Origin of the sequence: Bradyrhizobium sp. B120 (genome assembly GCF_049075665.1) — a bacterium.
Lineage (GTDB): Bacteria > Pseudomonadota > Alphaproteobacteria > Rhizobiales > Xanthobacteraceae > Bradyrhizobium.
This window is the reverse complement of record NZ_CP185242.1, coordinates 2,862,655-2,877,720: the sequence shown is the minus strand read 5'-3', so window position 1 is coordinate 2,877,720 and position 15,066 is coordinate 2,862,655. Positions and strand designations below refer to the sequence as shown.

Annotated in this window: 15 protein-coding genes; 8 read left to right on the top strand and 7 right to left on the bottom strand. The window is 64.5% G+C overall.

The window, feature by feature from the left end:
• Nucleotides 1-114: 114 nt before the first annotated feature.
• Together ACOIX3_RS13125 and ACOIX3_RS13120 are read right to left on the bottom strand one after the other, a co-directional pair.
• Nucleotides 115-1,659 (bottom strand): acyl-CoA synthetase, encoded by a 1,545-nt coding sequence (locus ACOIX3_RS13125; RefSeq protein ID WP_420970231.1) that lies wholly within the window; start codon nucleotides 1,657-1,659, stop codon nucleotides 115-117.
• Nucleotides 1,660-1,779: 120 nt separating this feature from the next.
• Nucleotides 1,780-2,592 (bottom strand): crotonase/enoyl-CoA hydratase family protein, encoded by an 813-nt coding sequence (locus ACOIX3_RS13120; protein WP_420970230.1) that lies wholly within the window; start codon nucleotides 2,590-2,592, stop codon nucleotides 1,780-1,782.
• A gap of 100 nt (nucleotides 2,593-2,692) precedes the next feature.
• Between ACOIX3_RS13120 and ACOIX3_RS13115 the strand changes: the two genes are divergently transcribed.
• Both ACOIX3_RS13115 and ACOIX3_RS13110 read left to right on the top strand, forming a co-directional pair.
• Nucleotides 2,693-3,568 (top strand): SDR family oxidoreductase, encoded by an 876-nt coding sequence (locus tag ACOIX3_RS13115; protein ID WP_420970229.1) that lies wholly within the window; start codon nucleotides 2,693-2,695, stop codon nucleotides 3,566-3,568.
• A 243-nt stretch (nucleotides 3,569-3,811) separates the two neighbouring features.
• Entirely contained in the window at nucleotides 3,812-5,392 is a 1,581-nt protein-coding gene (locus ACOIX3_RS13110) for a fatty acid--CoA ligase (protein ID WP_420970228.1), read from the top strand.
• A 192-nt stretch (nucleotides 5,393-5,584) separates the two neighbouring features.
• Here ACOIX3_RS13110 and ACOIX3_RS13105 read toward each other — a convergent pair whose 3' ends face one another.
• Together ACOIX3_RS13105 and ACOIX3_RS13100 are read right to left on the bottom strand one after the other, a co-directional pair.
• Nucleotides 5,585-6,058: a GFA family protein gene (locus tag ACOIX3_RS13105; protein ID WP_420970227.1), complete on the bottom strand. Its 474-nt coding sequence runs from the start codon at nucleotides 6,056-6,058 to the stop codon at nucleotides 5,585-5,587.
• An 82-nt stretch (nucleotides 6,059-6,140) separates the two neighbouring features.
• Nucleotides 6,141-7,415 (bottom strand): acyl-CoA dehydrogenase family protein, encoded by a 1,275-nt coding sequence (locus ACOIX3_RS13100; protein ID WP_420970226.1) that lies wholly within the window; start codon nucleotides 7,413-7,415, stop codon nucleotides 6,141-6,143.
• Nucleotides 7,416-7,635: 220 nt separating this feature from the next.
• Between ACOIX3_RS13100 and ACOIX3_RS13095 the strand changes: the two genes are divergently transcribed.
• Complete coding sequence (locus ACOIX3_RS13095) at nucleotides 7,636-8,415, top strand: enoyl-CoA hydratase-related protein (RefSeq protein WP_420970225.1); 780 nt, start codon at nucleotides 7,636-7,638, stop codon at nucleotides 8,413-8,415.
• A 223-nt stretch (nucleotides 8,416-8,638) separates the two neighbouring features.
• Here the strand turns inward: ACOIX3_RS13095 and ACOIX3_RS13090 are convergent, their stop codons facing one another.
• Genes ACOIX3_RS13090 through ACOIX3_RS13080 form a run of 3 tightly spaced genes read right to left on the bottom strand, consistent with a single transcriptional unit; the run spans nucleotide 8,639 to nucleotide 10,848 of the window.
• A complete protein-coding gene (locus ACOIX3_RS13090) occupies nucleotides 8,639-9,013 on the bottom strand; it encodes a DUF6285 domain-containing protein (protein ID WP_420970224.1) in 375 nt (124 codons plus the stop codon).
• A 60-nt stretch (nucleotides 9,014-9,073) separates the two neighbouring features.
• Nucleotides 9,074-10,057, bottom strand: a complete 984-nt coding sequence (locus ACOIX3_RS13085) for a phosphotransferase family protein (RefSeq protein WP_420970223.1) — start codon at nucleotides 10,055-10,057, stop codon at nucleotides 9,074-9,076.
• Nucleotides 10,054-10,848 (bottom strand): enoyl-CoA hydratase/isomerase, encoded by a 795-nt coding sequence (locus ACOIX3_RS13080; protein WP_212311161.1) that lies wholly within the window; start codon nucleotides 10,846-10,848, stop codon nucleotides 10,054-10,056. The genes ACOIX3_RS13085 and ACOIX3_RS13080 overlap by 4 nt, the downstream gene beginning before the upstream one ends.
• A 151-nt stretch (nucleotides 10,849-10,999) precedes the next feature.
• Here ACOIX3_RS13080 and ACOIX3_RS13075 point away from each other — a divergent pair, with 151 nt between their 5' ends.
• The 5 genes from ACOIX3_RS13075 to ACOIX3_RS13055 all read left to right on the top strand — a co-directional run bounded on the left by ACOIX3_RS13075 (nucleotide 11,000) and on the right by ACOIX3_RS13055 (nucleotide 14,976).
• On the top strand, nucleotides 11,000-11,782 hold the full coding sequence (locus tag ACOIX3_RS13075; protein ID WP_298369857.1) for an SDR family NAD(P)-dependent oxidoreductase: 783 nt from the start codon (nucleotides 11,000-11,002) through the stop codon (nucleotides 11,780-11,782).
• Between the two features lie 291 nt (nucleotides 11,783-12,073).
• Nucleotides 12,074-12,451 carry a VOC family protein gene (locus ACOIX3_RS13070; protein ID WP_420970222.1) on the top strand — a complete coding sequence of 126 codons (378 nt, stop codon included), beginning with the start codon at nucleotides 12,074-12,076 and terminating at the stop codon, nucleotides 12,449-12,451.
• A gap of 171 nt (nucleotides 12,452-12,622) precedes the next feature.
• A complete protein-coding gene (locus ACOIX3_RS13065) occupies nucleotides 12,623-13,900 on the top strand; it encodes an acyl-CoA dehydrogenase family protein (RefSeq protein ID WP_420971725.1) in 1,278 nt (425 codons plus the stop codon).
• Nucleotides 13,901-14,073: 173 nt separating this feature from the next.
• The gene (locus tag ACOIX3_RS13060; RefSeq protein ID WP_420970220.1) at nucleotides 14,074-14,691 is read left to right on the top strand and encodes a flavin reductase family protein; all 618 of its coding nucleotides are present in this window, start codon (nucleotides 14,074-14,076) and stop codon (nucleotides 14,689-14,691) included.
• 9 nt (nucleotides 14,692-14,700) lie between these two features.
• On the top strand, nucleotides 14,701-14,976 hold the full coding sequence (locus ACOIX3_RS13055) for a GNAT family N-acetyltransferase (RefSeq protein WP_420970219.1): 276 nt from the start codon (nucleotides 14,701-14,703) through the stop codon (nucleotides 14,974-14,976).
• Nucleotides 14,977-15,066: the final 90 nt, after the last annotated feature.

Here is a 15,066-nt window from a genome sequence, read left to right as displayed (position 1 = left end):
CCGAGGTTGGCATCGGATGGGGCCGCAGCTCGCGCAACGGAGACATCTGTGGTTATGGGTCCCGGGTCGCGCTTCGCTTGCCCGGGACGACAGGCTCCTTTGCGGCCCTAAATCCTAGATCCTCCGCCCGGCCCGCTCCCAATACGGATCGCGCAACCGGCGCTTGAAAATTTTCCCGGAATCCTCCCGCGGCAAATTGGTCTGGATCTCGATGTGCTTGGGCACCTTGTAGTCGGCGAGCGCGGTCTTGAGCTGGGCGCGGACCGAGGCGATGTCGAGCGTCACGCCGGGCTGCGGCTCGATCACCGCCATCAGCGCCTCGCCGAACTCGGCGTCGGGAATGCCGAACACCGCACAGTCGTGCACGCCGGGCACCGCATGCAGCACGGACTCGATCTCGGCCGGGTAGATGTTGACGCCGCCTGAGATCACCATGTCGCGCTTGCGGTCGCAGATGAAGACGTAGCCGTCCGCGTCGATATAGCCGACATCGCCCGAGGTGATGAATCCCTGCCGGTCGATCTCGGCGCGCTTCTCCGACTTGTTGTGATAGGTGAAATCGGGATTTCCCGCGATCCGCGAGTAGATCTCGCCGATCTGCCCCTGCGGCACCTCCTTGCCGTCGTCGCCGACGAAGCGCAGTTCGGCGCCGGGCGAGATCTTTCCGACCGTGCCGGGCTTCTTCAGCGCGTCCTCGGAGGTGGCGAAGGTGACTGCGCCTGACTCGGTCGAGCCGTAGAATTCATAGATCACCGGCCCCCACCATTCGATCATGGCATGCTTGACGTCGGCAGGGCACGGCGCAGCAGCATGGATGATGTGGCGCAGCGACGACATGTCGTACTTCCGGCGCACCTCCTCGGGCAGCTTCATCAGGCGGATGAACATGGTCGGCACCATGAAGATGGTGTCGATCTTCTCGCGCTCGATCAGCTGCAGAAATTCCTCCGCGTCGAAGCGCGGCATCAGCACCAGCGCGCCGCCGAGCTTGCCCGAACGCAGGCCGAAGGAATTCGGCGCCGAATGGTAGAGCGGTCCCGGCAGGATCGCGCGTGCTCCCGGCTTCAGGCCGTAGATCATCCCGCGCATCGCCTCCGCATTGGCGGTCTGTTCCGGCGTCGGCGCGAAGCGGCGCACGCCCTTCGGATGGCCTGTCGTGCCCGAGGTGTAGATCATGTTCTGCGGCTGCGGCACCACAGGGCCGTCATAGCGCGGGAACTGCGCCAGCCAGGGTTCGAAATCGATCGCGAAATCCGGTGTCGGGAGATGATCGGGATTGATCTTGTAGTTGGCGAGGATTTCCGGCGGCGTCGGCACGCTGAGCACGGTGACATCGGGCGGGATCGCGCCGCGCAGCGGGTGCAGCATGTCGGCATGACCGATCAGGACGCGCGTGCCGGAATCCGTCAGGACGTAGTTGATCTCCTCCGGCTTGAAGTGCCAGTTGATCGGCACGCCGTAGGCGCCGAGCCGCATCGCGGCGTAGGCCGCCTCGATGAAGGCAATGTCGTTGCGCATCAGCATGCAGACGCTGTCGCCCGGCTTGACGCCGAGCTTGTTCAGGCCGCTGGCAATGCGCTCAGTGCGCTCGGCGACCGCAGCGTGATCGCGCCGGCGACCGCCGCTGACGATGCCGAGGAAGGGCTTTGACGTTTCCATTGTCGTGGTCCGATCTTTCGTCGGGTTTAGCTGTCATTCCGGGGCGCGCGAAGCGCGAACCCGGAATCTCGAGATTCTGGGACTGGTCCTTCGGACCATCCCAGAATGACGCGGCGGTCGCTACCCCACATCCGCAAACCTTGGTGCGCGCTTCTCCAGATTGGCGCGCACGGATTCGGTCTGGTTCGGGCTGCCGAGCAGCTTCTGCTGCTCGACCGATTCCGCAAGCAGCGCGGCGGCCGGATCGACCGACAGATTGTTCAGCATCCGCTTCGCGGCGCGGATCGCATCCGGGCTCTTGCCGGCGATCTCGCGCGCGACTTCGAGCGCGGCGGCGCGCGGATCGTCGCAGACGCGGGTGGCGAGGCCGTAAGCCTGTGCTTCCTGCGCCGAGAAGATGCGGCCGGTGTAGGTGAGCTCGCGCAGGATATCGTCGCGCACCAGGCTCGCGAGGATCGGCGTGCCGGCCATGTCGGGGACGAGGCCCCATTTGATCTCCATGATCGACATCCGCGCGTCCGGCGACAGGAAGCGCATGTCGGCGCCGAGGGCGAGCTGGAAGCCGCCGCCGAACGCGACGCCATGGACCGCGGCGATCACCGGCACCGGAAGCTGGCGCCAGCCCCAGACCGCCTGCTGCGCGAAATTGGCCTTGCCATGGGTGCGCATGGTGAGATCCCGGTTCTCGCCGCCCGGCACTCCGTTACCGCCGTCCTTCATGGCCGCGAACCGGCCCATGTCGAGGCCGGCGCAGAAGGCCCGGCCCTCGCCGGACAGCACGACGACCCGGACGCCTTTTTCCTTGGAAAGCCGGTCGGTTGCGGCGACCAATGCCTCGAACATCGCGGCATCGAGCGCGTTCATCTTGTCCGCCCGCACCAGGCGGACATCGGCGATACCGTCTGAAATCGATATCGAAACGCGATCTTCCATCATTCCCTCCGCTTTGTCCTTGAGTTGGCGCTTTACACAAAGGCCGTTGTCCGCTTTTAGTCAATCGACCAATTAACTGACAACCCCCGTGGAGGAAACGATGTTCTCTGATCAGCTTCTTGCCGGGCGGCGCATACTGGTAACCGGTGGTGGCACCGGCCTTGGCAAGGCCATGGCCTCGCGGTTCCTGCAGCTCGGGGCCGAGGTGCATATCTGTGGCCGCCGCAAGAGCGTTTGCGACGAAACCGCCACCGAGCTGATGGCCGAGCACGGCGGACGCGTGGTCAGCCACGGCGTCGATATCCGCAACGCGATGGCCGTCGACGAGATGATCGAGGCGATCTGGACCACCAGCGGTCCCCTCACCGATCTCATCAACAACGCCGCCGGCAATTTCATCTCGCGCTCGGAAGAACTCTCCGCGCGAGGGTTCGATGCGGTGGCCAACATCGTGATGCACGGCACCTTCTATGTGACGCACGCGGTGGGCCGGCGCTGGATCGCCGGCGGGCATCGCGGCAACGTGGTGTCGATCACCGTGACCTGGGTGCGCAACGGCTCGCCCTTTGTGGTGCCGTCGGCGATGAGCAAGTCGGCGATCCATGCCATGACGATGTCGCTTGCGATCGAATGGGGCCGCCACGGCATCCGCCTCAACACCATCGCACCCGGCGAGATCCCGACCGAGGGCATGAGCAAGCGCATCAAGCCCGGCGACGAGGCCGGCGCGCGCACCAAGGCGATGAACCCGATGGGCCGCGTCGGCACCATGGAGGAGCTGCAGAACCTCGCGGTGTTCCTGATCTCCGGCGGCTGCGACTGGATCAACGGCGAGACCATCGCCATGGACGGCGCGCAAGCGCTCGCGATGGGCGGCAATTTCTATCAGCTGCGCGACTGGAGCGACGACGACTGGACCAAGGCGCGCGACTCGATCAAGGCCCAGAACGAGAAGGATCGCGCGGCGCGGGGTTGAAGCCCGCGCTTGCGCCACTGTCGTCCCTGCGAAAGCAGGGACCCATAACCACCGCTCAAAACCACCGAGCACGCTGGGGCCACAGCGCGCTCGAGAACTTGATCCTGTGGTTATGGGTCCCGGGTCGCGCTTCGCTTGCCCGGGACGACGATGTTGAAACGTCGCGGCCACCTCCCCGTATTGTTTTTCCCGCGCGATGCCGCCACACTCCGCGCAACCAAAACAAGACGTCACGGGGGAAACATGTCCGACGCGCCGAAACTGAGCAATCTTGCCGACATGGTGCGCAACCGCGCCAGGAGCCGCGGCGATGCGCTGGCCTATGAGTTCGAGGGACGGCAAACCTCCTTCGCCGAGTTCGACGTCAAGACCAACCGGGTCGCCAGCGCGCTGATCGCGATGGGCATCAAGAAAGGCGAGCGCATCGCCTATCTCGGCAAGAACAGCGACTTCTATTTCGAATTGCTAATGGGTGCGATGAAAGCCGGCGTGGTGATGGCGCCGGTGAATTGGCGCCTCGCAGGCCCCGAGGTCGCCTTCATCGTCGACGACTGCAAGGCGCCGGTGCTGTTCGTCGGGCCCGAATTCATCACGCAGGCGCGCAACATCAGGGACAAGCTCCCCAGCGTCCGCACCGTCATCACCACCGAGGGCGGCGCGCCGGAATGGCCCGACTATCTCGCCTGGCGCGACGCCCAGAGCGGCGACGATCCGCGCGTTGCGATCGAGCCCAAGGACATCGCGATCCAGCTCTACACCTCGGGCACCACGGGCAAGCCGAAGGGCGCGATGCTGTCGCACGCCAATTTCCTCAATCTGGTGCAGAGCGGCAACGAGGCCGAGAAGCCGGAATGGAACCGGTGGACCACCGACGACGTCTCGCTGGTCGCGATGCCGATCTTCCACATCGGCGGCTCCGGCTGGGGCGTGATGGGGCTCTATCACGGCGCCCGCGGCGTCATCGCCCGCGAGTTCGACCCGACCAAGGTGCTCGATTTCTTCGAGCAGTCCGGCATCACCAAGCTGTTCATGGTGCCGGCCGCGATGCAATTCGTGGTGCGGCAGCCGCGCGCGCGGCAGGTCGATTTCTCGCGCCTGAAATACATGCTCTACGGCGCTTCGCCGATCCCGGCGGCGCTGCTGAAGGAGTGCATCGAGGTCTTCAAATGCGGCTTCGTGCAGATGTACGGCATGACCGAGACCACCGGCACCATCGTCGCGCTGCCGCCGGAGGATCACATCGAGGGGCTCGACCGCATGCGTTCCGCCGGCAAGGCGCTGCCCGGCATCGAGCTTGCGATCCTCGATCCGGACGGCAAGCCGCTGCCGCCGGGCGAAGTCGGCGAGATCGCCACCCGCTCCGGCTCCAACATGGCCGGCTACTGGAATTTGCCCGAGGCCACCGCGCGCACCATCGATAGCGACGGCTGGCTGCGCACCGGCGATGCCGGCTATATGGACAGTGACGGCTATCTCTACATCCACGACCGCATCAAAGACATGATCATCTCCGGCGGCGAGAACATCTATCCGGCCGAAGTCGAGAGCGCGCTGTGCGACCACCCGGATGTGGCGGAAGCCGCCGTGATCGGCATCCCCGACGACAAATGGGGCGAGGCGGTGAAGGCGGTGGTGGTGATGAAGCCGGGCAAGAGCGCGACCGCGACCGACATCATCAACTTCACCCGCGAGCGGATCGCGGGCTATAAGACGCCGAAATCGGTCGACTTCATCCCGGCGCTGCCGCGCAACCCGTCGGGCAAGATTTTGCGGCGGAATTTGCGCGATCCGTACTGGGTGGGGAAGGACCGGCAGGTGAATTAGCCTCCCCTGTCGTCCCGGCCAAGCCAACGGGTCGGCGCGAAGCGCCGCCCGATGACAGGCTCCGCGCGAGCCGGGACCCATAACCACCGTTGTTCGTTACAACGATGCCGGGCCACAGCCCGCTCAACCAATGGCCGACTGTGGTTATGGGTCCCTGCTTTCGCAGGGACGACGCGGGAGGAGAGTCGCGCATCACCCCTTCTTCATCCTCTCCCGTAAGACGCGCCAGCGCTCCTGCGCCTCTTTCGGCCAGACCTCCCTCCGATCGTAATATTCGGCGAACACCTTGGCGCCCGGCGGGAACGTCACCCAGGGCTGCTTCGACGACGTGAAGATGTGGACATCAGGCGGGCACTGGCTCGGATCATCCAGCGTGCCGACGCGGACGAAGCGCACCGCCGGTCCCGAGCCCGGATAATTACTCCACACCGCGACCTTGCAGCGCGGGCAGCGGGCGATCTTCTGGCCCTTGCCGCTCGCCGACGGCGTGTCCACGATCTCGGGCTCGGCCGCGATGTGCTCGACCCGCTCGGCCTCGTACATCGCGTTCAGCGCGTGCACGGTGCCGGTCTCGCGCTGGCACCAGGTGCAATGGCAGGCATGCACGATCAGCGGCCTGCCGGTCAGGCGGTAGCGGACGCTTCTGCAAGTGCATCCACCTTCCATGTCGTACCGCCTCTAGATCCTTGTTTGACGCGTTTTCTTGACGCGAACCGGTATCCACTTCGCTCGAAAACGCTCTGGTGCCTCAGTGCTTGCCGGCTCCCATGTAGCCGAACAGGAAGCCCGCCACCTTGCGCTTCTGGATCTCCTCGCTGCCTTCGGTGATGCGATAGCGGCGATGATGGCGGTAGATGTGCTCGAACGGCTTGTGGCGCGAATAGCCCATGCCGCCATGCACCTGCATCGCGCGGTCGGCGGCCTCGCAGCACAGACGATTTGCCCAGAAGTTGCACATCGAGACCCGGTCGGACAGCGTGTGCTCGACCTGGGCCTGGGTGAGTTGATCCATCTCCCAGGCGGTCTTGCGGATCAACAGCCGCAGCATCTCGGCCTGGGTCGCGAGTTCGACCAGCGGCCACTGGATCGCCTGGTTCTCGGCCAGCGCCTTGCCGAACGGTTTTCGCTCACGCGCGTATTTCACGCTTTCGTTGATGCAATACACGGCGGCGCCAAGCGAGCTCGCGGCCTGGCGGATGCGGTTCTCATGGACAAAACATTGCGCCAGCGACAGGCCGCGGCCGACCTCGCCGAACTGCGCATCCTCAGGCACGAACACGTCGGTGAAGCTGACGCGCGGATGATCGGTCGGCATGTTGAAGGTCCACATATACTCCTCGACCTTCACTCCCGCCGAATTCGCCGGCACCAGGAAGCAGCTGATGCCGCGCGCGTCGCCATCGTCGCCGGAGGTGCGGGCAAACAGCGCACAGTGGGTCGCGACATGCATGCCGGTGGTCCACATCTTCTCGCCGTTGATGATCCAGCCCTTGACGTTGTCGCGCGTCGCCGGCACCGCCCTGGTCTCCATATGCGTGGCGTCGGAACCGTGCTCGGGCTCCGTGAGGCCGAACGTGATCCGGTACTTGCCGATGATCGAGCCGTCGATCATCGCCTTCTGCTCGTCGGTGCCATAGCGGTCGAGCATGGTGACGATCGGCAGGTTGCCGACGATCGAGTGCTCGTTCTGCAGATCGTTGTGCAGGCCGAGACCCTTCGAGGCAAAATGCTCGCGGATCACGGCCATCCAGAGATTGGAGCCGTCCTTGCCGCCGTAACGTTTCGGGATCGCAAAGCGCAGATGACCGGCGGCATCGGCGAGGTTCTTGACCTTGCGCAGCAAGAGCTCCCATTCACGGCGCGGCAGGCCGCCTTTGTCGAAATCGGTGCGTGCCCATTCGCGGCGATGATCGAAGAAACGGATGTTGTCGTCAGCCGCTTCCAGCGGCTTGACCTCGCGTTCGATGAAGCGATCGAGCTCGGCGAGATAGGCTGTCAGGTCAGCCGGCAGGTTGAAATCCAAGGCGGTCACTCCCGAAGATATTGTTGATTCTGGTTTTGCGTTTAGACGCTATCGCGCAGCCGCGTTCGGATCGATTAAGGTGAGAAGCACGCCGCCAAGTCAAGCAGGCCGATGAGGCTTGCGCGCGCGGTGGCGTTGCGTAATTGGATGGCGCGGAACGAGGCGCAGGCGCTAGGATAGTGGCCATATTCTTCGCCGCAGAAAATCGACGGGAGCAAACATGGATCTGAAATTCTCCAAGGTGACGCGCAAGGGTCCCATCACCATCGTGACGCTGTCGCGGCCCGAGGTTTACAACGCGCTGCATATCGACGCGCATTTCGAGCTCAACAAGGTGTTCGACGACTTCTCCGCCGATCCCGAGCAGTGGGTCGCGATCGTCACCGGCGCCGGCGACAAGGCGTTCTGCGCCGGCAACGACCTGAAATGGCAGGCCGCCGGCGGCAAGCGCGGCTGGGACAAGGGCGGTTTCGCCGGGCTGACCAGCCGCTTCGACTGCGACAAGCCGATCATCGCCGCCGTCAATGGCGTCGCGATGGGCGGCGGCTTCGAGATCGCGCTGGCCTGCGACCTGATCATCGCCTCCGAGAATGCGACCTTCGCTTTGCCCGAGCCGCGCGTCGGCCTCGCCGCGCTCGCTGGCGGAGTCCACCGCTTGCCGCGCCAGATCGGTCTGAAGCGCGCCATGGGCATGATCCTGACCGCGCGCCATGTCAGCGCCAAGGAAGGCCTCGAACTCGGCTTCGTCAATGAGGTGGTGCCGCAGGGCGAGGCGCTGGCCGCCGCCGAGCGCTGGGCCGAGACCATCGCCAAGAACTCGCCGATGTCGATCCGTGCCTCCAAGCAAGCGATCCAGAGGGGCCTCGAAGTCTCGCTCGAGCAGGCGCTGGCCGAGCAGCGCGACTATCCTGCGGTGAAGGCGATGGCCGCCTCGCAGGATTATATCGAGGGCCCGAAGGCGTTTTCGGAGAAGCGCCCGCCGAAGTGGCTGGGGCGGTAATCGCTCTCTCCACTCGTCGTCCCGGCGCAGGCCGGGACCCATACTCCGCGGCCAGTGTTGTGAACGGGACCGTCGTTCCGGCAGTGCGCAACAATCGATATTCGTGGTAATGGGTCCCGGCCTTCGCCGGGACGACGTCGGATGTATTGCGGCCTGTTGAACGCAGCGATACCCATCAGCGCCATCCATGTGTCGCAATGGGTTTCGCTTCGCTCTACCCATCCTACTTGTTTCCCAACTCCCTCTTGTAGGACGCGTAGTTCGGCTGATCGACGGCGAGCTTGTCCATCGTGGTCTGCCAGAGATGCTCGGATAGCCCGGGTGTCTTCAGATCAACCTCGCCGCTTGCGATCTTCTCCGACAGCGCGCGGTTCAGCTCCATCAGCGAACCGTCCGCGCCGAGCAGCGCCTTCAGCCGCGCGGCCTCGGTGGCGTCGCCCGCCTCGGCGAGCGCGAGCTGCCGCGTCACCAGATCGAGGGCGTTGATGCCGACGCGCAGCTTGAAGCTGTTGTGCCCCTTGATGACAGGCGCGATCTCGTTGCGCAGGAAATCGGCGACGGCCTTGATCAGTTCGGTGGGTGTCGGTTCGTCCTGCATCTCATTTGCTCTTTCTTTTGCGCATGATCGATTCCGAAAACCGGATGCCACTTTTCGGGATCATGCGCGCGGTACGAGTAACCTAAGCAGATCGATCTCGGTCTCCGACGCGCGGCGCCCGATCATCGCGCGCTCCATCGAGTGATCGGGGCCCAGGCGGAAGCGCTGCATCATGCCGCAGCACATCACGCCCCAGCGCAGCGTCCCCATCACTTCCCAGAACATCACCCGGTCAGGGTCAGCCTTGCGGCCGGCTTCCTCATAGCCTGCGAACAAATCTTCGCGTGTGCCAAAACCGCCGACCGGCTTGTCGATCTCGCCGAAGCGCCACGAATTGACGCAGATCCAGCCGAGATCCTCCATGGGATCGCCGGTGTGCGCGAGCTCCCAGTCGAGCACCGCGCGCACCCCGTCGGGGCCGATGATCAGATTGCCGTGGCGGAAATCGCCGTGCACCAGCGTCACCTCGGACGACGGACCGGGATCGTGATCGCGCAGCCAGCGCAGCGCCAATTCGAACACCGGCCGCGGCCAGTTGAAGCTGTGATACTCGCGGGCGAGATCCTCGATTTCCTTGGTTGCCGTCAGGCCGCGCAGCTGCGGCAATTTTGCTCGCGGCAGGCCATGAATGCCGGCGATGACACGGCCGAGCTGGCGCGCCAGCATCGGCCGCGCCTTGGCAAATTCCTCGTCGCGCAAAATTTTTCGCGCGATGGTCTCGCCTTCGACCCTCGCCATGATGAAGCCGCGGCCAAGGCCGTCGTCCGGCGTCAAGACATGCATCACCTTCGGCGACGGCAGGCCCGCGTCATGCGCGAGCTGCATCAGCGTCGCCTCGGCATCGAGGCCGGCGGCGCGGCCGGGCGCCGCACCGTAACCCGGCGGTGCGCGGCGCAGGATCGCGCCGACATTGCCGTTCGGGTGCACGATGTCGAACGTCCAGGTCTCCTGGCTGGCGCCGCCGGATAGTTTTGCCGCGCCGGTGACGCCGGTCGCGCCAGGATGAAACGAGGCGACGCAGCGGGTGAGTTCGGTCTCGATCATTTGCCCGTGAACTTCGCCGGCCGCTTCTCGAGGAACGCGGTGACGCCTTCCTTGAAATCCTCGGCGCGGCCCGCGATCCGCTGCGACTCGAATTCCAGATTGAGCTGATCCTCAAGGGTGTTTTCCGGGCTGTCCCAATAGAGCTTTCGGATCAGCGACAGCGCAACCGTCGGGCCGTTGGCCAGATCATGCGCGAGCTTCATGGTCTCCTCCATCAGCGCGCCGTCGTCATAGACGCGGTTGACGAGGCCCCACTCCAGCGCCTTCTCGGCCGGCAGCCGCTCGCCGAGCAGCGACAGCTCGACCGAACGCGCCTTGCCGATCAGCCGCGGCAGCAGCCAGGTCGAGCCGCAATCCGGCACCAGGCCGATGCGGCGGAACGCTTGCAGGAAGTAGGACGAGCGCGCGCACAGGATGAGGTCGCCCATCAAGGCGAAGCTCATGCCGGCGCCGGCGGCCGGACCGTTCACCGCCGTCACGATCGGACAGTGCAGCTTACGCAATCGGCGCAGGAACGGATGGAACGCGGTCTCCAGCGCCGCGCCGGCGTTGCTCTTGCCGGGCTTCTGCTGCTGGTTGCGGCCCTGCAGATTGGCACCAGTGCAGAAGGCGCGGCCCGCGCCCGTGATCACCAGGCAGCGCACCTCGTCGCGCTTGTCGTCGATCGCATCGAGCGCCTCGGCAAGGCCGCCCAGCATGTCGATCGAGACCGCGTTCATGACTTCTTGATGGTCGAGCTTGAGGATCGCGACCGATCCGTCAAAGTCGAGCGTGACGTGCTTGAACTGCATGGTTTCCTCTTTACGTTGCTGCGGCGGTTGGTACCGCAGTAGGTCGATGCTTCGACCTATATTTGATTTTTGTGCCGGGCTTGTCCATGGTCGGCAGCAAGCCCATCGGTGAACGCGTGATTAGCGCGCACCAAACCAAATGGAAACCCCAATGAGTGGCATCTTCGATCTCACCGGCCGCGTTGCTGTCATCACCGGCGGCAATGGCGGCATCGGCCTCGGCATCGCGCAGGCGTTGAACGCCGCCGGCTGCAACGTCGCGATCTGGGGCCGCAACGCGGAAAAAAACGCCAACGCCGCGGCCTCGATGAAGGCCGGGCCCGGCAAGGTCGCGACCCAATTCTGCGACGTCACCGATCCCGGATCGGTCAAGACCGCGATGAAGGCGACGCTCGACACCTTCGGCCGCGTCGACGGCTGCTTCGCCAATGCCGGCATCGGCGGCGGCGGACGCCGCTCCTTCATCGACCGCACCGAGGAGGAATGGCGCAAGATGTTCGCGACCAATCTCGACGGCGTGTTTCACGTATTCCAGGCTGCGGCACGCCACATGACCGAGCGCTCCGAGGCCGGCGACAAGTTCGGCCGGCTGGTCGCGACCTCGAGCCTCGCCTCGCTGTTCGGCACCGCGCGCAACGAGCACTATGCCGGCACCAAGGCCGCGCTGAACGCGCTGTGCCGCGCGCTTGGCGTCGAACTTGCCCGCCACGGCGTCACCGCGAATGCGATCCTGCCCGGCTGGATCAAGAGCGACATGACCGCGGGTATTATGGCCAACGACAAGTTCGTCGCCAATGTGATGCCGCGCATCCCGGTACGCCGCTTCGGCGAGCCGAGCGACTTCGGCGGCATCGCCGTCTATCTCATGAGCAAGGCGTCGTCCTACCATACGGCGGATTGCTTCGTGATCGACGGCGGGTACACGGCGTTCTGAGTTGCCTCTTGCCGCAACACCGGTGTCGTCCCTGCGAAAGCAGGGACCCATACGCCGCGGCAGGCGTAGTGAACGGGACTCGTCGTTCCAGCGATACACAACAGTTGGCATTTGTGGTTATGGGTCCCGGCCTGCGCCGGGACGACGATGGGGATGGTCCTCGATTCAAGTTGCCACACCACGCCACGCGCGACGCAGCGTCGCTTCCGTCGCGGCGAAACTGCTGCTAAGCGTTCGAGCGGCAGGCACGCGACAAAGCGGCTTTCGTCAACAACAGGGAGGATATTTCAGATGTTTTCACACGTGATGGTTGGCACCAACGATCTGGACAAGGCCAAGGCGTTTTATGATGCGCTGCTCGGCACGCTCGATGTCCGGCCGGCCCGGGTTGACGGTCACCGCATTATGTACCTCACCAAGGCCGGCATTTTCATGGTTTCCAAGCCGATCAACGGCGAACCGGCCACGCACGCCAATGGCGGCACGATCGGCTTTGCCTGCTCTTCGCCGGAGCAGGTCCATGCCTGGCACGCGGCCGGCGTCGCCAATGGCGGCAAGCCCTGCGAAGATCCGCCGGGCGTGCGCGAGGGCAGCGGCATCAAGCTCTACCTCGCCTATCTTCGTGACCTCGACGGCAACAAGATCTGCGCGATGCATCGGATGACCTAACCGGCGTCCGCTGGACGTTTTCACGCTGTCCGCGACGGCGTTCAAACAACGTTTGAAACGCCGTCGCGAAATTCCGCGATGCGGTAGAGACATCAGGAAAATCGGTACTCGCGCTTCGCGTCGCACGTGTTTATTGTCCGCCGCGAACGCGCCTTCGCGACGGGAGAAACGATAATGAAGCATGCCTATGTGCCGCGCACCACGAACTACACGCTCAATCCGGGCGACGAGCTCAACGACCTCCGCATGTCGGACAAGGTCCGCCCGCTCTACGACCATGTGAAGCAGTTCATCCGCGACACCGTCGACCCGATGTCGGTGGAGTTCTATCGCGCCGGCGAGAAGAAGACCGACCGCTGGAGCTTCACGGACCAACAGCTCGCGATCCTGCAGAAGGCCAAGGACAAGGCGAAGGAAGTCGGCCTCTGGAACTTCTTCCTGCCCGACGCCGAAACCGGCGACGGCCTCAACAACCTCGACTACGCCTATATCGCCGCCGAGCTCGGCAAGAGCCCGCTGGCCTCCGAGACCATGAACTGCTCGGCGCCCGACACCGGCAACATGGAGGTGCTGGAGCGCGTCGGCACCAAGGCGCAGAAGGAGAAGTGGCTGAAGCCGCTGCTCAACGGCGAGATCCGCTCGGCCTATGCGATGACCGAGCCGAACGTCGCCTCCTCCGACGCCAAGAACATCTCGACCACCGCAAAGCTGGTCGGCGACGAGTGGGTGATCAACGGCGAGAAGTACTACATCTCCGGCGCCGGCGATCCGCGCTGCAAGATCATGATCGTGATGGTGAAGACCAATCCCGACGCGGCGCCGAGCAAGCAGCAGTCGCAGATCCTGGTCCCGATCGACACCCCCGGCGTCGAGATCCTCGGCCCGATGCACGTGTTCGGCCATGACCACGCGCCGCGCGGCCACATGCATCTGCGCTTCAACAATGTGAAAGTGCCGAAGGAGAACATGCTGCTCGGCGAAGGCCGCGGCTTCGAGATCTCGCAGGTCCGCCTCGGCCCCGGCCGCATCCATCATTGCATGCGCACCATCGGCAAGGCCGAGAAGGCGCTCGACATGATGGTGCAGCGCGGCCTCACCCGCGAGGCGTTCGGCAAGAAGATCGCCCATCTCGGCGGCAACATGCAGATCATCGCCCAGGCGCGCTGCGAGATCGAGGCGATGCGGCTGATGGTGTTGAAGGCGGCCAAGGCGATGGACGTGCTCGGCAACAAGGAAGCCCGCGTCTGGGTCTCGATGGTCAAGGCCATGGTGCCCGAACGCGCCTGCAAGGTGATCGACCAGGCGATCCAGATGCACGGCGCCACCGGCATCTCGCAGTGGTCCCCGCTCGGCGAGATGTATCAGGACGTCCGCCATCTGCGCTTCGCCGACGGTCCGGACGAGGTGCACTGGATGGTGGTCGGCCGCCACGAACTGAGCATGACATAGTCCTCTCTTCCCCTTCTCCCCGCGTGCGGGGAGAAGGTCGGGATGAGGGGGAGCCTCCGCAAAGTCGGTGAGAGATGGGACTCGCGGAGAGTCCCCCTCACCCGGATTTCAAGCTACGCTTGAACTCCGGCCTCTCCCCGCAAGCGGGGCGAGACAAGCAAGAGAGTCTCCCCATGGAATATTCCCCGAGCGACCTCAGCCAGCGTGAACGCTACAAGGTGCTGACCTCCTTCGTGCTGCCGCGGCCGATCGCCTGGGTGACGAGCCTCGGCGCCGACGGCGTCGTCAACGCGGCGCCGTTCTCGTTCTTCAACGTGTTCTGCGAGGACCCGCCGCTCTGCATGTTCGCGGTCAACCGCAGGCCCGACGGCCGCGAGAAGGACACGCTGGTCAATATCCAGCGCCTGGGCGAGTTCGTAGTCAATCTCACCGTCGAACCACTGGCGCGCGCGATGCACGAAACCTCGGGCGATTTCCCGCCTGAAATCGGCGAGCCCGACTATCTCGGTTTGAAGCTCGCGCCCTCCAGCAAGATTGCGGTGCCCCGGCTTGCCGATGCGCCGTTCGCGATGGAGTGCAAGACCTGGAAGCTGATCGACGTCAATGGCGACCGCCAGCTGATCATGGGCGAAGGCATCCACTTCCACATCCGCGACGAATTGTGGGATCGTGATGCGATGCGCGTCCACATGGAGCGTTACCACCCGATCGGCCGCATGTTCGCCGACCGCTACTGCCGCACCGACGACCGCGTGGTGTTTCCCGCAGCCGAGGGCGCAAAGAAGAAATAGGACAAGACAATGAGCGAAGCATTCCGCGACAACCCCGCGCAGAGCCGGTTCGAACTCGCCGTCGATGGCGCCACCGCCTTCGTGGTCTACCGCAAGACGCCGGATACGATCACGCTGGTGCATACCGAGGTGCCGCCGGAGCTCGGCGGCCGCGGCATCGGCTCCAAGCTCGCTCGCGCGACGCTGGATGCGGTGCGCGCGCAGAAGATCAAGCTCGTCGTGAAATGCGAGTTCATCCAGGGCTTCATGAAGAAGCATCCGGAGTATGACGATTTGTTGGGGTGATGCGTAGGGCGGGTTAGCGCAGCGTCTCATTTCGTCATGCCCGGCCTTGTGCCGGGCATCCACGTCTTTGCATCACGTGGAATGAAAGAC